Annotated in this window: 19 protein-coding genes; 5 read left to right on the top strand and 14 right to left on the bottom strand. The window is 46.6% G+C overall.

Annotated elements, in window-relative coordinates:
- Window positions 1-26 precede the first annotated feature (26 nt).
- Together DMN77_RS12615 and DMN77_RS12610 are read left to right on the top strand one after the other, a co-directional pair.
- Window positions 27-557, top strand: a complete 531-nt coding sequence (locus DMN77_RS12615; RefSeq protein ID WP_068780282.1) for a GNAT family N-acetyltransferase — start codon at window positions 27-29, stop codon at window positions 555-557.
- 2 nt (window positions 558-559) lie between these two features.
- Complete coding sequence (locus DMN77_RS12610; protein WP_218652949.1) at window positions 560-1,669, top strand: YheC/YheD family endospore coat-associated protein; 1,110 nt, start codon at window positions 560-562, stop codon at window positions 1,667-1,669.
- A gap of 35 nt (window positions 1,670-1,704) precedes the next feature.
- On the opposite strand, the gene DMN77_RS12605 is transcribed toward DMN77_RS12610, so the two are convergent.
- On the bottom strand, window positions 1,705-2,400 hold the full coding sequence (locus tag DMN77_RS12605; protein WP_179015242.1) for an HAD family hydrolase: 696 nt from the start codon (window positions 2,398-2,400) through the stop codon (window positions 1,705-1,707).
- 154 nt (window positions 2,401-2,554) lie between these two features.
- Here DMN77_RS12605 and DMN77_RS12600 point away from each other — a divergent pair, with 154 nt between their 5' ends.
- A complete protein-coding gene (locus DMN77_RS12600) occupies window positions 2,555-2,968 on the top strand; it encodes a NusG domain II-containing protein (protein WP_179015240.1) in 414 nt (137 codons plus the stop codon).
- Window positions 2,969-3,108: 140 nt separating this feature from the next.
- Here the strand turns inward: DMN77_RS12600 and DMN77_RS12595 are convergent, their stop codons facing one another.
- The 7 genes from DMN77_RS12595 to DMN77_RS12565 all read right to left on the bottom strand — a co-directional run bounded on the left by DMN77_RS12595 (window position 3,109) and on the right by DMN77_RS12565 (window position 8,200).
- On the bottom strand, window positions 3,109-3,963 hold the full coding sequence (locus DMN77_RS12595; RefSeq protein ID WP_179015239.1) for a pirin family protein: 855 nt from the start codon (window positions 3,961-3,963) through the stop codon (window positions 3,109-3,111).
- A 97-nt stretch (window positions 3,964-4,060) separates the two neighbouring features.
- Entirely contained in the window at window positions 4,061-4,534 is a 474-nt protein-coding gene (locus DMN77_RS12590) for a MarR family winged helix-turn-helix transcriptional regulator (RefSeq protein ID WP_082790054.1), read from the bottom strand.
- A 195-nt stretch (window positions 4,535-4,729) separates the two neighbouring features.
- Entirely contained in the window at window positions 4,730-4,930 is a 201-nt protein-coding gene (locus DMN77_RS12585) for a hypothetical protein (RefSeq protein ID WP_068780278.1), read from the bottom strand.
- Complete coding sequence (locus tag DMN77_RS12580) at window positions 4,927-6,342, bottom strand: sensor histidine kinase (protein ID WP_179015237.1); 1,416 nt, start codon at window positions 6,340-6,342, stop codon at window positions 4,927-4,929. Before DMN77_RS12580 ends, DMN77_RS12585 begins: the two co-directional genes overlap by 4 nt.
- Complete coding sequence (locus tag DMN77_RS12575; protein ID WP_068780276.1) at window positions 6,329-7,045, bottom strand: response regulator transcription factor; 717 nt, start codon at window positions 7,043-7,045, stop codon at window positions 6,329-6,331. The genes DMN77_RS12580 and DMN77_RS12575 overlap by 14 nt, the downstream gene beginning before the upstream one ends.
- A gap of 444 nt (window positions 7,046-7,489) precedes the next feature.
- A complete protein-coding gene (locus tag DMN77_RS12570; protein WP_179015236.1) occupies window positions 7,490-7,702 on the bottom strand; it encodes a DUF2933 domain-containing protein in 213 nt (70 codons plus the stop codon).
- A 231-nt stretch (window positions 7,703-7,933) separates the two neighbouring features.
- Window positions 7,934-8,200, bottom strand: coding sequence for a hypothetical protein (locus DMN77_RS12565; RefSeq protein WP_179015234.1), 267 nt, complete (start codon window positions 8,198-8,200; stop codon window positions 7,934-7,936).
- A gap of 360 nt (window positions 8,201-8,560) precedes the next feature.
- On the opposite strand from DMN77_RS12565, the gene DMN77_RS12560 reads away from it, so the two are divergent.
- Window positions 8,561-10,588, top strand: coding sequence for an acyltransferase family protein (locus DMN77_RS12560; protein WP_179015233.1), 2,028 nt, complete (start codon window positions 8,561-8,563; stop codon window positions 10,586-10,588).
- Between the two features lie 322 nt (window positions 10,589-10,910).
- Here the strand turns inward: DMN77_RS12560 and DMN77_RS12555 are convergent, their stop codons facing one another.
- Window positions 10,911-11,525: a hypothetical protein gene (locus tag DMN77_RS12555; RefSeq protein ID WP_179015231.1), complete on the bottom strand. Its 615-nt coding sequence runs from the start codon at window positions 11,523-11,525 to the stop codon at window positions 10,911-10,913.
- Between the two features lie 54 nt (window positions 11,526-11,579).
- The gene (locus DMN77_RS12550; protein WP_068780270.1) at window positions 11,580-12,128 is read right to left on the bottom strand and encodes a GNAT family N-acetyltransferase; all 549 of its coding nucleotides are present in this window, start codon (window positions 12,126-12,128) and stop codon (window positions 11,580-11,582) included.
- A 252-nt stretch (window positions 12,129-12,380) separates the two neighbouring features.
- On the opposite strand from DMN77_RS12550, the gene DMN77_RS12545 reads away from it, so the two are divergent.
- Window positions 12,381-13,838 (top strand): 4-hydroxyphenylacetate 3-hydroxylase N-terminal domain-containing protein, encoded by a 1,458-nt coding sequence (locus DMN77_RS12545; RefSeq protein WP_068780269.1) that lies wholly within the window; start codon window positions 12,381-12,383, stop codon window positions 13,836-13,838.
- A 51-nt stretch (window positions 13,839-13,889) separates the two neighbouring features.
- On the opposite strand, the gene DMN77_RS12540 is transcribed toward DMN77_RS12545, so the two are convergent.
- The 4 genes from DMN77_RS12540 to DMN77_RS12525 all read right to left on the bottom strand — a co-directional run bounded on the left by DMN77_RS12540 (window position 13,890) and on the right by DMN77_RS12525 (window position 16,356).
- Complete coding sequence (locus DMN77_RS12540; protein ID WP_068780268.1) at window positions 13,890-14,273, bottom strand: DUF6508 domain-containing protein; 384 nt, start codon at window positions 14,271-14,273, stop codon at window positions 13,890-13,892.
- Between the two features lie 695 nt (window positions 14,274-14,968).
- On the bottom strand, window positions 14,969-15,364 hold the full coding sequence (locus tag DMN77_RS12535) for an RDD family protein (RefSeq protein ID WP_179015230.1): 396 nt from the start codon (window positions 15,362-15,364) through the stop codon (window positions 14,969-14,971).
- A gap of 105 nt (window positions 15,365-15,469) precedes the next feature.
- Window positions 15,470-15,931 carry a DinB family protein gene (locus tag DMN77_RS12530; protein ID WP_179015228.1) on the bottom strand — a complete coding sequence of 154 codons (462 nt, stop codon included), beginning with the start codon at window positions 15,929-15,931 and terminating at the stop codon, window positions 15,470-15,472.
- A 29-nt stretch (window positions 15,932-15,960) separates the two neighbouring features.
- On the bottom strand, window positions 15,961-16,356 hold the full coding sequence (locus tag DMN77_RS12525; protein ID WP_068780264.1) for a GNAT family N-acetyltransferase: 396 nt from the start codon (window positions 16,354-16,356) through the stop codon (window positions 15,961-15,963).
- Between the last annotated feature and the right edge of the window lie 37 nt (window positions 16,357-16,393).

Raw genomic sequence — 16,393 nt, 5'->3', positions numbered from 1 at the left:
CATCCGCAAGGAGGGATGGACCCAAGATGAACTGGTTAACTTTAAAGCCTGACAACGAGATGGACTGGAAGAGACAGCAAAGCGACATTCTGGCATTTATCAACAGGTGTGCCGGCAAGCGATTGTACCGAAATGTCTACCATGAGCTGCTGATGCTTAGCTATCGGGATCTGAGCAAACCCGGCACATTATTGCAGCTAGTTACAGTCCAGGCAGAAGACGGCCCGAGAATTGCCGCTTTCTCCGGCGCAGCAGGATATGGGCAGGACCTTTGCATCGTTGTGGTTCACCCCCTATACCGCGGGATCGGTCTTGGAACAACTTTGCTCAAGCAGCAGCTTGCCGCCCTCGGTTCGCTGACCTGTCAGATTGCCCTGGATGATCTCGGCGCTCTGCAAATGGGATTCCGGGCCGGACTCTGTGCCAAGGGCTTGATTAAAATCCATGGCGGCAAACGCGGACTGCTCCTGCAAGAATCATCACAGGATCCCATGCTTGGGCTATCAGAGTCTAACGGAAAACAGAAATTTGCTGCCAACCTCGCTCAAAGAAGGTGAATATGCAAGTGGCACAACCCGTTCTTGGCATTTTGACATTGTATTTAAATAATAAGAAACAGCTTGAGGAACGGCACATCTACCAACGAATGATCTCCGAAGGACAGAAGCTCGGATTAGATGTGTTCGTTTTTACTCCCATGGACGTTGACTCCAAGAAGAATATGATTCACGCGCTGATCTATGATCCCAAGCAGCGGAAATGGTCGCGGAAATGGCGAAGCTTTCCGCATATGATCTACGATCGCTGCCGGATTCAACGCAGCATACGCTTCGAACAATTAAAGAGATTCCGCGCGCAATATAAAAACATGAACTTCCTGAATCGTCCGCTTCGGGATAAATGGACCGTATATCAAACTTTGCTGCGCAAGTCGAGATTCCGCCCCTATCTGCCCGAGACAACGCTGTTTCACAGTTCCGCTAACGTCAACTCGCTGCTCAAAAGCTATCCGACCATTTATATCAAGCCGATCAACGGTACTGGCGGAAGAGGCATATTAAGGGTAGAAAAGTTAGGGAAGGATACCTTCTATATTCAAGGAAGAAGGCTGAATCGCCAGATTATCCCTGCCCAGAAGGTTCATAAATCGCGACTTGTCCCTTTTCTGATCGGTTGGAAGAGAGGGAAGCGCTTTGTAGCCCAGCGGGGAATTCAAATTGAACTGCCAAGCGGCAGGGTTCATGATTACCGCATGCTGGTCCAGAAGAATGGGCAAGGGGTTTGGGACGTAACCGGATGTGCCGGACGCGTCGGTCCTCCTCGCAGCATCACCTCCAATCTGCATGGTGGTGGTCAGGCAGTGTCTATGAATACACTGCTGCGACAAATTGCTCCAAATGAAGAGAAGCGCCTGGAAATTCGCCGTACGGCCGAGAAGCTGAGCGTGGAGGCTGCGGCGTATCTGGAAGAGTCGTACGGTGCGCTCTGCGAATTGGCTCTCGATCTGGCCATCGATAAGAATGGAAAAATTTTTATTCTTGAGGTCAATCCAAAACCTGCGCGAGAGGTGTTCATCCAGTCCGGTGATCCCGAGGCTTATCATCGCTCAATTGTCAGGCCATTGGAATATGCACTGTGGTTCTATAAACATAAAGTCGCCCCTTCTTAAAGGAGCGACTTCTTTATTTTGCCCGGATACTCATATTATTCTGTAATTGCATGATCGTACAGCTTCAGCAGCTCCGTAAAGTTCGCAATCAAGCGATCCGATCCTTCCAGCTCCTGCCCGTTCCCGAAGCCCGCATAGGCACAGCCAATGACGATTTGTCCATTCTTCTTGCCAGCCTCTACATCCGAGGAGCGATCCCCTACCATCCAGGCATGATGTATATGATGTTTGTCCAGCAGCAGCTTCACCAGATCCACCTTGGATGCTGTCTCATACTCACCGGCACTATAAAGGGCTTCAAACAGCGGGGAAATCTCATGGGCTCTGGCTACCCCTTTTACGTAGTGCTCTAGTCCGTTACTGGCTACGAACAGCTTAACCCCCCGCTTGTTCAGTTCGGTTAGCGTCTCCAGTACACCGGGATATAACTTCGAATGATGCTTCTGCAAATCCTCCAGCTGCAAATCAAGCAGCAACTCATTTGCCCGCTGGCGGGCTGCCTCGCTGGCATCGGGAATGACTTTCTTCCAGATATCATCAAGCAGCATGCCAAGGCAACCCAGAATGACATGCTCAGGCGGAGTTTCCACCATATACAGCTTCTCTTCCCGCAGCTGGTCGAACATGCGGTGATACGCCGGCAACAATAATGTCTCCGTCATGAACAGCGTTCCGTCCATATCGAAGATCATTGCCTCCGGCTTTATCAGTCTACTCTCTGTAAGCTCCATATCCACAATCCTCTCTATCTCATCATTCATAGCCCCATCATAAGTTAATGAGTCTAAGAAGTAAACCGCGGAAGCACTTCATTCTCACACGAAAAACACATATTTTCATAATAAAATAACGGGGTGAAATGAACTTCTGCTGGAGATGACCCCTATGATTCATCGAACCTTTAAGCAAGGCGATCTTGTACTGATCGCTGTCATACTATCCATCGCTCTCCTCATCCTTGGCGCAAGATGGGTGCTGGGCAGCTCCGAAGCAACAGTTAACCCCACCGGAAATTACCATGCCACAATTAAAGTGGACAATAAAATCTACAAAACCGTAGAACTCACTGCCGAGACGCAATATGTCGAGGTGCAAACTTCACGCGGATATGATCGGCTCAAGATTCATGACTATGGCATCGAGGTTATCGAATCCGACTGCCCACAGAAGATTTGCTTCACCTTCGGACAGATTACAAAACCGGGGGATGTGATTATCTGCTTGCCTCTGCGGATGATAATTGAAATAGGGGGACAGGCTCCCGATTCACAGACGGAGATCGATGCAGAGGTTTATTAATCCATGAAACCCGGAGAAGACAACCCAAATCAGTCAATCCTTTTAACATAATCTTTTCGGAATAACGAGCCAAATTGAACAAGAGCCTTCCTGTTTCCAGGAGAGGCTCTCTGTATTTTATACGATCCCGCAACCCCTATTCAGGAATGCTTCAGGAAAGTACCTTGCCGCAGGTCGCGAAAGGCTTCGACAATCTCGGTTTCCGTGTTCATTACGAAGGGGCCGTGAGCTACCACCGGCTCGCGTACAGGCTCCCCTGCATATAAGACGAATCTTAACGGCTCTTCCGCCGTAATCTCGATCTCACTTGCCTCCCCATCGCGGCCGCGACCCAGCCACATCATTTGGCCCTGATGCGCCGGGGTCTTGCTGCTGCCAAATACGCCCGAGCCCTGGATGATATAGATGAAGCCGTTATAGCTGCCCGGCAAATCCTGAGTCACCGTCGAACCGGGTTCCATAATTGCCTCAACCATCGTCACGGGAATGTGATTAAGTGTCTGCGATACGACCTCATGCGAGGAGCCGGAGAAGACCCGGATCAAAGCGCCATGTTCTTCACGCACCGGCATATCCGCACTCTTGAGATTCTGATAACGCGGCGCGCTCATTTTTTGATCGCGAGGCAGATTGACCCATAACTGTAGAGAATGGGCGGTTACCCCTTCCGACGGCTGCTCATTGTGCATGACTCCGCTGCCTGCGGTCATCCATTGGACATCCCCAGGCCCGAGTACACCGCCATCTCCGCTCTGACTATCATAATGCTCTATCGAGCCATCAATCACAAACGTGACCGTCTCCAGCCCCCGATGGGGATGGACATCAAAGGCGCCGCGCCGGAACTTGTCCTCCATCATAATCAGGAAGGGGTCATTCTTCTCCCACTTCCCCATTTCAAGCACCGGACCTGCCGAATGAATCGGACTTACCGTGTCCAGCTTCACTCTTCTGACCTCCGCAATATGACGTTGAAATACGGAACTTGTCTTCATATGAATACCCTCCTCTTCATTTACTGGTAAACGGGCAAATAAATAATGATTATAACCGGTATCACTTGGGATAAAATTCGGCCAAAAAATCAATGCACTATCGGTGCGGCAGCATTGCTTCATCTACCTTTTTACGGACGCTATGCCTGTGAATCCTCGTCATCATCCCCAGGAAGCTCTTCTGTTCTGCTTCATCCAGCACCTCAAACATGGAAGCCTGGAAATCCGATTGAATCGGCAGCACTTGCTCCATCAACGCCAAGCCTTTGTCCGTCAGTGAGATGTACTTCACCTTCCACTGCTGCTCACGAACAATGAACTGCTCTTTCTCCAAGCGAGCCAGCATATGAGATACACCACCGCGGCTGATCGTCAGATGCTCTGCCAGCTCAAGCTGAGCCACCGGCTGGTAAATCATCACCTGGGCAAGCATATCGAACTGGGCTGCGGTAATTCCAAAATGCTGCAACAGCTCATTCGAAAGCTGATTGCTTCGTTGATAGAACCGGGCCAGTCGCAGCCATATTAACAGCGCTGATCGGTTGTCTTCTGTGAATCCTCGCTTATTCAACGTATCACCTGGCTTTCTAAAGGCTGTTGATCAAGGTTCGTATTATCCTGTGAATTTCAAAGCTTGGTCACCATCAGTTTACTAGTAAATCGACAATAAGGCAAGGAATCCTTACCAACGGGACTGATAACAATCAAAAAAGAAAGAGCCTCTGTATGGCAAAAGAGACTCTTTAACTACTCCAGATCAACACGATTATTGTCGATTGGAACGGTTCAGCAAGCAATAAATCCCTCCGACCAGTCCAGCCGCCACCATCATTTTCAGGCAGTATTTGCCCATCGTCTTGGCGATTTGGAGAATCGACATGTCGCGGGAGATGTTGGCTGAGACAAACAGGCAAATTAGTCCCATAGCGATAATCACCATAGCGATCAACCAATCCACCCGCTTCATGCCGATTCCCCCTGTTCCTCCAGCTTGAATCTAATCTCAAAAGTCGTACCTTCGCCAAGCCTGCTGTTTACCTCTATTTCCCCGCCCTGCAGTTCCACTAGCTTCTTGGCGATGGATAATCCAAGACCGGTCCCTCCATGCTGACGGGAACGGGATTTCTCGACTCTATAGAAGCGTTCGAATACATAAGGAAGCTCGTCTGCTGCGATGCCGATTCCTGTATCCTTAACTGTCACGAATACATAGTGGTCCGTCTGATCCAAAGTAAGGCTGATTTCGCCTTGCTCTGTATAGCGGATACTGTTCTCCAGCAAATTGAGGATCACCTGTTCCATGCGCAGCCCATCACCGTAAACCCAGGCGGTGCTGCGATTCAAGCAGGTGCTGAACGCAAGCCCTTTATCGCTTGCTTTTAGTTGCACTTTATGGACCGCATTATCGATCACTTCGCTCAAATCAATCCACTCCAGGGACAAACTGATTTTACCCTCCTCCATCTTCGACAATTCGAACAAATCGTCAACGAGATGCTGGAGGCGCTTCGCTTCCTGATGGAGCACATCCAGATACTGATCACGCTCTTCCTCTGTACTGTACAGCCGCTCCTTAATGACCTTGGAATATCCCTCCAGATAGGTAATCGGAGTGCGCAGCTCATGTGATATATTTGCAAAGAACTCCTGCCGCGTATCCCTGTAATTTTGCAATTCCTCGGCCAGATTATTAATGGCCGCTGCCAGAGAACCTATCTCATCATCACGGGAAATGTCCAGCCTCGTCTCCAACTCCCCGACAGCGATCTTGCGCGTCGCCTGCTGCATTTGCAGCAACGGTCTGGACAGCAGATGAGCCACAATCCAGGTAATACCAAGCGCAAGCAGAAAGGCGCCGATTCCTGAAAGAACGAGCAGCCTGCGCATCGCGGCAATGGATTCATCCATATGCTTGGACGATGACAGTACATAAAGCGCCGACATCACCTGACTCTCTCCCGCCAGTTCCTTGACAATCGGCTTCGCTGTTACAAAATAACGATTGCCACTCGCGGCCTCATATTTCAGGCGTATTGTCCGGCCGGAAAAAATCGTCTTGATATCTCCTTGATGTATGAACAAAGCATCCGCCAGTTCTTCCTCTCCGGAGTAATCCTGCACTTTCCCGTCTTTATTGACGTAGAAAATGCTGACATTGGAGAAATCGGCGAATTTAAGCAGCATTTGCTCTGTCGGTGCATCCGGGGTCTGTGCCATCATAGCGAAATGTGTGGTCAATTCATCGACCTCTGTACTCATTTCACGGGTGTAGAAATTCGAGAACATCCGATCGATCGTCGCGCCAAGGATGCTCAGTACGACGATAAACACGGCGATAATGACGAAGCCGAGCTTCATTCCGACTTTATTTTTTAGCATGGTTCGCACCATCTGCATTGAATTTATAGCCTACTCCCCACACTGTCTGAATCGGGTTGTAGACTAATCCGGCCCGCTGCAGCTTCTCACGGATATTCTTGACATGGGTATCTACCGAGCGGTAATCGCCGTCATAATCATACCCCCAGATCAGGTTGACGAGATCCTCCCGGCTGTATACCCGATGCTGATTCCCTGCCAGAACCACCATCAGGTCGAACTCCTTAGGGGTAAAATCCACCGATTGGTCATGGATGTAAATCTCGCGAGCATCAGGCAGAATCCTGAAGTCCGGAAAATCAAGCGTCTGCTCCTGTGCCACTGAAGACTGCGTAATGACAGAACGCCGGATCAACGAGAAGACTCTGGCAATCAACTCCTCGGGTTCAAACGGCTTGGTCAAATAATCATCGGCGCCCATCCCCAGTCCATAGACCTTATCCTTCGTCTCCGAACGAGCCGTCAGCATAAGTACGCCTACATTGCTCTTCGCACGAATCACCTTTAAAACCTGCCAACCATCCATATCCGGCATCATAACATCCAGCAGCACAAGATCAAATTCATGCTGATCAATCATCGTCAGGGCCTCCATGCCGCTTGATGCTTCTTTAACTTCGAATCCTTCCTTCATTAAATAAATACGCAGCAAATTACGCATATTCCATTCGTCATCGACAACTAAAATCTGCAATTTTGACATCCTGCTCACCATCCCTTATTGCCTCGCCGCAAACAGCCGCTATTCACGATCCTGCTTCCATTGCTCCTATTTAGTTGTGTTCAAAAGGCCGGTTTTCAGCACCGGGAAGATTGGATAAAGCTAGGGTTTAAAGAGCGGAGCGTACGCAGTTTGTGTGTAAGCACCAGAGGCCTGGCTAAATTCAAGATTCGATGCTGATTAGGTTCTTGATTGATTTCGTGTTAGATATCGAATTTATAAGTTATCAGCGGAGCTGACTGAAATTCTATATCGCAAGAAAACCTACCGTTGAATCGCGTTCGCTCAGCCTTGAATTGGCCACGATTGGTTTTCTTATTAAAGATGGACTTTTTAAACAACTTCTATTATATAGTATAGCGCTGCTGACAAATAATTAGATGGCTTTAGAACTTAAGGATTGATCCTTCAATCCTGCGTGCCTGACTACACCGGTTTCCTTGACAGCTTCTCGACCTCTCTGCGAAGCAGTTCGTTCTGTTCCCGCAGTTCACTTAACTGCTGCTGCACTCCCTGATCTACGTTTGAAGGTGAAGCTTGCCCCTGCCCATGTCCATGCGAGTGTGAGCCCTTCATACCAAACATCATGAATATCATCATCAAGGGACAGACCAATACAAGCAACCAAGACCACTCCATATCAATGAACCTCTCCTTTTTTATTTGAATGCCCTTATTGTAGTGATCAGTTATGTAGAAAGCTTGTTGAAATTACAAAGTCTGAATAGGATTACGCAAATTTATGTAAAGAAAGGAGCTGCCTGAGGTTATCCATAGCTGCAACCTCCCTGGCAGCTCCACCTGTCTTGGTATCGCATTTCTCAGATGGCACCTGATTATTCGCCCCTGGATTCACAGAGAATCCATAGTTTAGAATCCCGATTGCATCATACCACCGGACTGCGCATTGCCGGAACGCATCATCCCTCGTTCATTTTGTCCACTGTTGCCATGACAGCTCTGATACATATTCTCCAGCTGCCGATCCGACAGATCAGGATGCACAGCCCTCATATGAGGAAGCATGTCCTGGAAGGACGCCCATAAGCCCTGTCCTTCTCCCGCAGCATACGCAGCCGTGCCAATTCCTAAAGTCAGGACAATGACACCCAAGGCGATAACAAATTTTGATTTCATAGCAATCTCCTCCTCAAGAGAAATTGTAGACCCCATTTATGTGGAAATTGTGAGGATCGGATTTAGCTTAGGAACTTAAATATTCATGGTAATCCGCCCTCTTTCCAGTTAAATAAACAACCAAAATGTGTTAAAATTTTGAATTCCAATCGTAATCTGATTGTCATTAAACTCATCCCGCAACGTTTTATAATGAGAACACATCAATTGTGACAGCATGAGAGAGGATGGATTAAAAGTGGTGCAAAATAGGTTGAAGTCTGCAAGCTCAAAACAAAAGATAAGGTTAACGTTGGATCCCTATGAACTTCCGTTAATATCCAGGGAAATCCTGATAAATCGGTGCGGGGGATCTTGTTTATGTCTACTCCATTAGCGAACGAAAAAAAACGTTACATCGCCGGGCTGGACGGTCTCCGCGCTCTGGCTATTATCGCAGTCATCGCCTATCATTTGGACATTCCGCGAATTTCGGGCGGGTTCCTCGGCGTTGATATTTTCTTCGTATTATCGGGATATTTGGTAACAAATCTGCTCATTGAAAGACGCCGCGACAGGCAAAGGCTTGATCTATCCGACTTCTGGGTACGACGTTTCCGCAGGCTGTTCCCCGCTCTGATCGTTATGCTCATGGTTGTGGTCGCCTGGGCCACGCTATTCGACCACAGTATGCTGCAGTCACTGCGCGGCGACGTTGGATCGGCAATGGTCTACGCCAACAATTGGCGGCTCATCTTCCATCAGGTTTCCTATTTTGAGCAATACAGCACGCCTGCACCACTGATCCATCTCTGGTCACTATCGGTTGAGGGACAATTCTACATAATCTGGCCGCTGCTGTTAACTCTAGGCTTACGTTTTACACCGAAACGAATTCAAATGGTTCTCATCACCCTATCTCTCGCATTGGCTTCCATGCTGACTATGATTTTGTTGTACCAGCCAGGCAGCGACCCAAGCAGAGTATACTATGGGACCGACACACGGGTGTTCGCCTTGCTGATCGGAGCCACTTTGGCGCTGATGTTGCCTAGTCAAGGCATGATCACGAACCCTTCCCGGCGTACCCGGCTATCCTGCGAATGGATCGGCTGGCTGGGCTTGGCTGCTATTGTTGCCTTACTGCTGCAAGCGAATGAGTTTGATGATTTTCTCTATCGCGGTGGATTTATGCTGGCGGCGATTTCTACGGCAATGGTCATTATAGCCCTTATCCATCCATTTACATGGATTAGCAAGTTGTTCAGCCTGAAGTCCTTGCGCTGGATTGGCATGCGCTCCTACGGAATTTATCTATGGCATTATCCGATTATCGTCCTATCGAAACCTACCGTGAACACAGGCGCATACAACTGGAAGTTAGCTTTGACTCAAGTAACGGCGAGCGTTATTCTTGCCGCGATGTCCTACAAATATGTTGAAGAACCGATCCGGCGCGGACAATTGTCCACCGCTCTCAAGCAGATCAAGAAATTTACATGGAATCGTCAGCAATTATCCGTCAAACAATGGACGATCAGCTCGTTATCCGCCATCATTATTATTTTGTTCGTATCCGGCATGATCCTGCATATTCCGGCCACAGCTTCTATGGCTAGGGAGGTTGTCTCCGTACCTGCTCTGGCGCAACCTGATTCCAAGCAGGGAGGGGATCAACCCGTCCCTCCTAAGAAACCGGACCAAGGAGACACCAATGCATCCCATGGAACGGATGGAACCCCAATATCCGCTGAAAAAGAAAAAACTAGGGACGGTGATTCTACTACTGTGAATACAAATCCGGGCTCCGGACCTAAAGCGGAGGATATGACGACGAAGCAGGAAGCCGGTTCACCTGCTGCTCAACCGAAAGCTTCCAAGGAATCTGGCAAGAGCTCTCAAGCGTCTAAACCTGTGAAATCCTCTAAATCGGATTGGGGAAATGTCACCGCCATCGGTGACTCGGTAATGCTTGATGGTGGGCCCTACCTGGAAGAACTGCTGCCCGGCATCCAGGTTGATGCGGAGATCGGACGGCAGATGTCGAGCGGTTCCAAGCTCCTTACCCAGCTTCAGAAGCGGCGCAAGCTCGGCGATACTGTCGTTATCGGCCTAGGCACCAACGGCGTGTTCAATAAGAAGCAGCTAGAGAACTGTCTCGGGTCATTGAAGAATGTCAAACATATCGTTCTTATCAATACACGGGTTCCTCGAAAATGGGAGAGCCAAGTTAATAAACTGTTGGCGGATATCTCTGCAAATTTATCTGGCATTACGCTAGTTAACTGGTACAGCGCCAGCGAGAATCATGATGAGTATTTTGCTAAGGATGGGGTTCACTTAACCAAAGAAGGCTCGCAGGCTTACGCTCAGCTTATTGCCAAGACATTAAGTTCTATAGAGAAGTAACTCCACAAAGAATAACAGGCAGTCAAAACGTAAAGTTCTGACTGCCTGTTTTATTTATTGTCGCTATAATATTAGGGCTTCTATATTTTAAAGATCACAGGAATGTCACTTATGCGTCTCCAGATCATATGGTCGTTTCCTTCACTCCAGTAGTTTACGAACCGGTGGTCAAGTTCCTTAAAGACAAAAGCAATACATTCAAGAGCAGACTCCAATAGTTCCAATTATCTGTTTATTCGCTATCGCAAGCAAAAAGTATCTATCAACGCCCAGGCTATCGTAGTCCAGCTTGAGATAATCTTCTTTCGTGCTAATCTCCTGTTCAATATCTTCTACTAAATCTGCTAGATTTTCTTTTGCGAAGGTATCCATAATGACCACTCGGAAGAACCATGAAGAATCTCCATCCCGGCCTCGTGTATAACACATGGTTATTGTCAGCGACATACGGAATGCCATCATCCGGAAGTCCTGTGCTCCGGCAATGGATCAGAGCATAAGTCATGAACTCTTCCTCTAAAATTTCCTTGATCTCAATGCCGCTATCTCGCCCATCCGGCGGCAGCTGTTCCAGGGAATAGTACATTGAGGTATGAAAGCCAGACTGATAAAACCCGCGCTTAGCCAGTTCCTCTAAGATTCCTGAATTCACCCTTGAGGGGACAATTTCAAACTGCGGCTTACGCCCTCTCAACTTATAAAAATCTACAATCACATCAAGGCAATCGATATCGTCCGAACTCAAACCTTTGACCGTGTTGAATGCGGGCCAAGGCATCGTCCTGCTATAGATCGCTATCGCCTGACCAAACGGCTTGATTTCTACTCCCTCCGGATTCCCTTCCCTCTCTTCAATCGCCCGCATTCGATCTGCCATATAATCCATTTCCGATTGCTCGATTAAACGAACTTGATCCCGGGTTAATATTTGAGTCATTACGCTCACCTCATGATTAGGTTTTTGATCCAGCAAGAGCTATGAAAAGCGAAGTCACTCACAAATATATTCATCTTTCAAAAGCCCATAATATACGAGGTCTTCATACTTGTCCCATTTGATTACATGCTGTCTTAATGTCCCTTCGTATTTCATGCCTAGTTTACTCATAACCCTACCCGAAGCTGGGTTCTTGCTTAGATAACGGGCAAATATGCGATTCAACTTCATTTCTTCAAATGCATATCTGACCATCCCTTTTGCAGCTTCGGTGCAGTATCCGTAATTTTTATATTCCTTGCCCATCCAATAGGCAAGTTCCCCATGATTAAACTTCTTATTCATTCCTATACTTATCGCACCGATTAAACATTTATCTTCCTTATGTTCAACCGCTAATTCAAGTGACCGGCCCAGACTAAAATTGTTGCTATGTGTACCGATCCAAGCTTCAGCGATACCGTCCTCATAGGGATGCGGGATATATAATGTTGTCTCGGCGATATAAGGATCACCCGCTAATTTTTGAACTGCTTCCGCATCATCTGCATGAAAAGGCCTTAATGTGAGCCTCTCTAATTGAATAGTTGGCAGAGTTCTCATAGTACTTCCCACCTTAAAGAAATGATTAACCAAGCTTTCATGTTCCCGCATTTACAAGAAGAACCGGCTTTAGATAGCTTATCCTCGGCCGGATCATATGTGTGTAACTAAGTATTCGATATCATAAGGTTCGCCTCCTTCCATTCGAATTGTCCAAGTCTCTGGACAAATCACTTTCATTATTTAGACGGCATAAGATAAGTGGTAATCAACTACTACGCTTACCAGGAATAGCGAGAGGGTGTGTATGTCTTGCCAATAAAAAACGGTAAAGAGTATATCGAGCGGATCGATCGTCAACACATTAATTTATGGTATAACGGCCAGCGTGTTACGGGTCTGCTATCCGAGCATCCTGTATTTCGCGGACTAATACACACCCAGGCTGATCTATACGATATGCAGTGCGATGCCCGCTATACCGGTCTGATGACTTATAAATCCCCGCTCGGCGATGATCCCGTTGGCTTATCTTTTCTTCCTCCAATGAATAGAGAGGATTTACTGCAAAGGAGACAAATGATTGATCTGTGGTCCAATAGACATCACGGATTTCTGGGCCGCTCTCCCGACTATATGAATACAGTCCTTATGTCGTTATACACTGCTGCTGCGATTCTTGAAGAGGATGACCCTAAGTTCGCCAACCATTTAAGAAGCTATTATGAATATTGCCGGGACAACGACATCACTTTATCCCATGCTTTTGTCCAGCCGTTTGCAAGCAAATGGTCAGCAGAGGCAGACCCTATTGAAGAAACCCTCGCTTGTAAGGTGATTGAAGCCACTGACGAAGGTCTGATCGTTAGCGGTGCCTTTGTAATGGCTACTCAAGGTGCGACGTGTGAAGAAATTCTGGTCCTGCCCACCCCTTCCTTCACATTTTCAGAGGATGCGAATCCAATGGCCGTCGCTTTCGCAGTCCCGAATGATCTCGAGGGGATGACCTTTGTTTGCCGTGACAGCTATGCGCATGACTCCACCTTCGACTATCCGCTCAGCTCCCGATTTGATGAGATGGATACGATGGTTATTTTCGACAAGGTGCTTGTTCCTCATAACCGTGTATTTATCTATGGGAATGAGAACATGGCGAATCGTTTACTTACAGAAGGAAACTTCTTAGCCCATGCCGGATATCAGGTCGTCTCCAGATATATTGCCAAAACAGAGTTTCTTCTCGGTCTTATTCAAAGCTTGGCAGAGGAGCAAAATGTCACCTTAGAGATGTCCACGATCCAGCAAATATCGCGGGTGATGATGACGCTTGAGAATCTGAAGGGACTAAGACTCGCGTCGGAGGCAGAGGCAGCTGCCAATGAGCTGGGATACTATATACCTGCGACCAGTCCTTTGCTTGCCGCCAGTCTGCAATTCCCTGACTTCCATCTAGAAATCACTAATATAATTCAAATGCTGAGCTCCAGCAGCTTAATCATGAGTCCCTCGGGAGCTTATCTCGAATCAGGTGTTCAGCCTTATCTGGAGAACTATTTAAAAGGTATTTTCTCGACTGCGAAGGAACGAGTCGCCTTGTTTCGGCTAGCCTGGGAGCTGGGAGCCGGGGCTTTTGGTGGGAGACAAAATCAGTATGAGCTCTTCTTCCTGGGCAGTCAGAAAATGATCTCCTCCAGGTTATATAACTGCTTCCCGAATCAAGATGGATACAAGAACATGGTCTCTGACTTCTTGCAAAGCAATAAGGCCTGACTCTTATGAGTTAGGCCTTTTATTTAAATAATCACTCTGTTCTGCTGGCTTCTATACCAGTTCCTTAAGTCTCAATAAAATATTGGCGATATGTCCGTTTACAATCGTAGAAATAAACAACCCTTCGTTGAACCGATCTCCGCGAATATAGCTCGTCATTAATTTCCTCAATATCTCTATATCAGCATTCCGAATCTGATCCTGGATGTCATGGCTGATATCTTTATAGACTTCATGCTCATGAAGCCAAGTCTTCCAATCGAATACTAATAAAAATCCGGTCTCATTCAGTGCTTCACGGAACCTGAGAACTTCTTCGCTCTCCCGGTAATACCCATTTACCTCAGTAAAGAAAACACTGCCGGAATCTTGAAAAAAATCAAGATAGCTAAGCAGCTTATTTATCTCTTGTTCTGTCATCATTTTATGGGTCATATGCGCTTCCTCTTTATCTATTTATTGATCCTGGGAACCTGGGAATAATATCTGTGAGGTGAACCTAAATGATTCTAAAAATAATAACGATCGTATTAGGACTGCTGTAGCTGAATGCTCAAGCCACAGATCCCACGCTCGTCCAAGTCTTTGATGTGAAACAGCAAAAAGTAATTAGGCATCTCAAATTTACGGATGAGCTAGAAAAGTCAATTCTGGCCTGTCTAGATGCTTCCCCTAAAATGTATGGCAGCTTTGCAGTAAATCCAGACCACTATTTATTTCATTAACCACTGACTGAAGTTAACCACATGCTCTGTCAGTTTAGGATATAGGCCGCCAAATAAGCAGCTACCTATAAATAAAGTGATGGCAACGTTGGGATATCTCATCTTCATGTAACGTACTGATTGGATGAAGCAAAGCAATAACAGAGGGAGGGCTAGGATGGATGTTACATGCCAGCTTATCTTCCCATTCGTAGCCCAGCTTTCAATCCCAATAGCATTCAAAAAACTATCCAAAAAGGAGTAACCATGCAGGTGATTACTGCCAAGTATCATTATCATAAAGCAAGCACCGACCCATATCCAACCCCTTCTTACATTGTTCTTGGGTTTTAGCAAAGCTAAATGCCTCCTTTCTCATAGTAATAATGACCCGATATCTCATAATAGCCTATAGTGTAATCCGGCTCATTTATTATGTACCACTTCTGTACCCGCAATAAAATCATGAATCGCTCTTCGATCCAAGCGCATTCCCACCATAAATGCACTGATAATCACACCAATTCCCAGGGTCAGGGTATAGATCAAACCTGCAAAGACATTGCGCAGGAACATGGTTCCAAGTCCAGGCGGAGTTTGATCATCGACCTTTCTTATTTTGATCCCACAGAGACGCTTCCCAACGGTATACCCTTCCCAGAAAATTGGCAATAACAACGAATATAAGAACCTTAATATGCTCTTGACGCTCTCATCGTTTGTACCGCCTGTAATCATATAAGACACTATTGCTATTAGGATTCCGATGAAGATTGAGTCTATTATCAAAGCCCCGAATCTAACCCAAAAATCGGCCTCCATTACTCTCCACCTTCCTTAAGCAGCCTGATTCGTTTATTATTTTAAGGATATGTGGATTCTTATTTGTTTCTGGATATTAATCATGGGAGTACGTTCTTAGTGAGGTCACATTAATTCTCTACCGATAAAATTCGAACTAACGACTTGGATCCCGATTTCCTTCGACCAAATTGAGAACTGGCCAATATGATGGATTTCATGAACTAAAATATGTCTTAAAATTTCACCTTTACAGAAGGGCTTATCCTGCCAAGATGGATGCACCATTTCATATTCCATCTCGTGTGTCCATTGATCAATAAACTCTCTAATTTCAACTCTGAGTTCATTGGACAGGTTTCTCAAAGCTTGAACATCTTGATACTCCTCAAATGGAAACACGATGTCCGGTTCATTCTGCATGGCTCTTATCCAGCTATATTCCACATCAAGGATATGAAAAAGCGTCTTAAGATAGGAGCCCACTCCCGTTCCACGCTCTTTTATTAGTTCAAGTGGTGGAATTGATTCCAATACGTCGAACCATTCATCCCTGACCTGCCAATTGTATTGAAATAGAGCTTTCATCTGATCCCCCTCATAAGTACTTTGGCTGCTTACTGGTCTCTTCTTATTAAAAATGCTTTATCCGTTCGTTCAAATCCCAAACCCGGGTAGTAATCCACTGCGGTTGGGGCGGAAATTAGTATTAATGAGCATTGCTCCCCTATTTTTGCCTGTACACGTTGTACCAGTTCTTTTCCAATTCCCTGTTTCTGATATCCCTGGTCCACCGCCAGATCAGATAAATAACAGCAATACGAATAGTCAGTTAAAGCTCTGGCTACTCCCACCATCCTGCCATCAGACCAAGCGGTAATCATAATATCTGAATGATCGATCATGCTTTGGATTCTCTCAACATCTTCATAAGGTCTTTTGATTCCGGAATTCCGAAAAACTTCAGCTACATCGCGTGCATTTTGTTCTTTGTCATCTGAATAAACGATCATAATTATCTCCTCCGGCTAATAACTTGATTCAATATAA

Source organism: Paenibacillus sp. 79R4 (assembly GCF_013393165.1).
Taxonomy (GTDB): Bacteria; Bacillota; Bacilli; order Paenibacillales; family Paenibacillaceae; genus Fontibacillus.
Note: the sequence above shows the minus strand (reverse complement) of the source record. Positions and strands in the feature narration are given on the sequence as shown.

What these genes read in the sequence shown, in the direction of transcription:
- DMN77_RS12615 (WP_068780282.1), top strand. Translation starts at nt 27, where the DNA reads ATGAACTGGTTAACTTTAAAGCCTGACAACGAGATGGACTGGAAGAGA.
- DMN77_RS12610 (WP_218652949.1), top strand. Translation starts at nt 560, where the DNA reads ATGCAAGTGGCACAACCCGTTCTTGGCATTTTGACATTGTATTTAAAT.
- DMN77_RS12605 (WP_179015242.1), bottom strand. Translation starts at nt 2,400, where the DNA reads ATGGAGCTTACAGAGAGTAGACTGATAAAGCCGGAGGCAATGATCTTC.
- DMN77_RS12600 (WP_179015240.1), top strand. Translation starts at nt 2,555, where the DNA reads ATGATTCATCGAACCTTTAAGCAAGGCGATCTTGTACTGATCGCTGTC.
- DMN77_RS12595 (WP_179015239.1), bottom strand. Translation starts at nt 3,963, where the DNA reads ATGAAGACAAGTTCCGTATTTCAACGTCATATTGCGGAGGTCAGAAGA.
- DMN77_RS12585 (WP_068780278.1), bottom strand. Translation starts at nt 4,930, where the DNA reads ATGAAGCGGGTGGATTGGTTGATCGCTATGGTGATTATCGCTATGGGA.
- DMN77_RS12580 (WP_179015237.1), bottom strand. Translation starts at nt 6,342, where the DNA reads ATGCTAAAAAATAAAGTCGGAATGAAGCTCGGCTTCGTCATTATCGCC.
- DMN77_RS12575 (WP_068780276.1), bottom strand. Translation starts at nt 7,045, where the DNA reads ATGTCAAAATTGCAGATTTTAGTTGTCGATGACGAATGGAATATGCGT.
- DMN77_RS12570 (WP_179015236.1), bottom strand. Translation starts at nt 7,702, where the DNA reads ATGGAGTGGTCTTGGTTGCTTGTATTGGTCTGTCCCTTGATGATGATA.
- DMN77_RS12565 (WP_179015234.1), bottom strand. Translation starts at nt 8,200, where the DNA reads ATGAAATCAAAATTTGTTATCGCCTTGGGTGTCATTGTCCTGACTTTA.
- DMN77_RS12560 (WP_179015233.1), top strand. Translation starts at nt 8,561, where the DNA reads ATGTCTACTCCATTAGCGAACGAAAAAAAACGTTACATCGCCGGGCTG.
- DMN77_RS12555 (WP_179015231.1), bottom strand. Translation starts at nt 11,525, where the DNA reads ATGACTCAAATATTAACCCGGGATCAAGTTCGTTTAATCGAGCAATCG.
- DMN77_RS12550 (WP_068780270.1), bottom strand. Translation starts at nt 12,128, where the DNA reads ATGAGAACTCTGCCAACTATTCAATTAGAGAGGCTCACATTAAGGCCT.
- DMN77_RS12540 (WP_068780268.1), bottom strand. Translation starts at nt 14,273, where the DNA reads ATGACCCATAAAATGATGACAGAACAAGAGATAAATAAGCTGCTTAGC.
- DMN77_RS12535 (WP_179015230.1), bottom strand. Translation starts at nt 15,364, where the DNA reads ATGGAGGCCGATTTTTGGGTTAGATTCGGGGCTTTGATAATAGACTCA.
- DMN77_RS12530 (WP_179015228.1), bottom strand. Translation starts at nt 15,931, where the DNA reads ATGAAAGCTCTATTTCAATACAATTGGCAGGTCAGGGATGAATGGTTC.
- DMN77_RS12525 (WP_068780264.1), bottom strand. Translation starts at nt 16,356, where the DNA reads ATGATCGTTTATTCAGATGACAAAGAACAAAATGCACGCGATGTAGCT.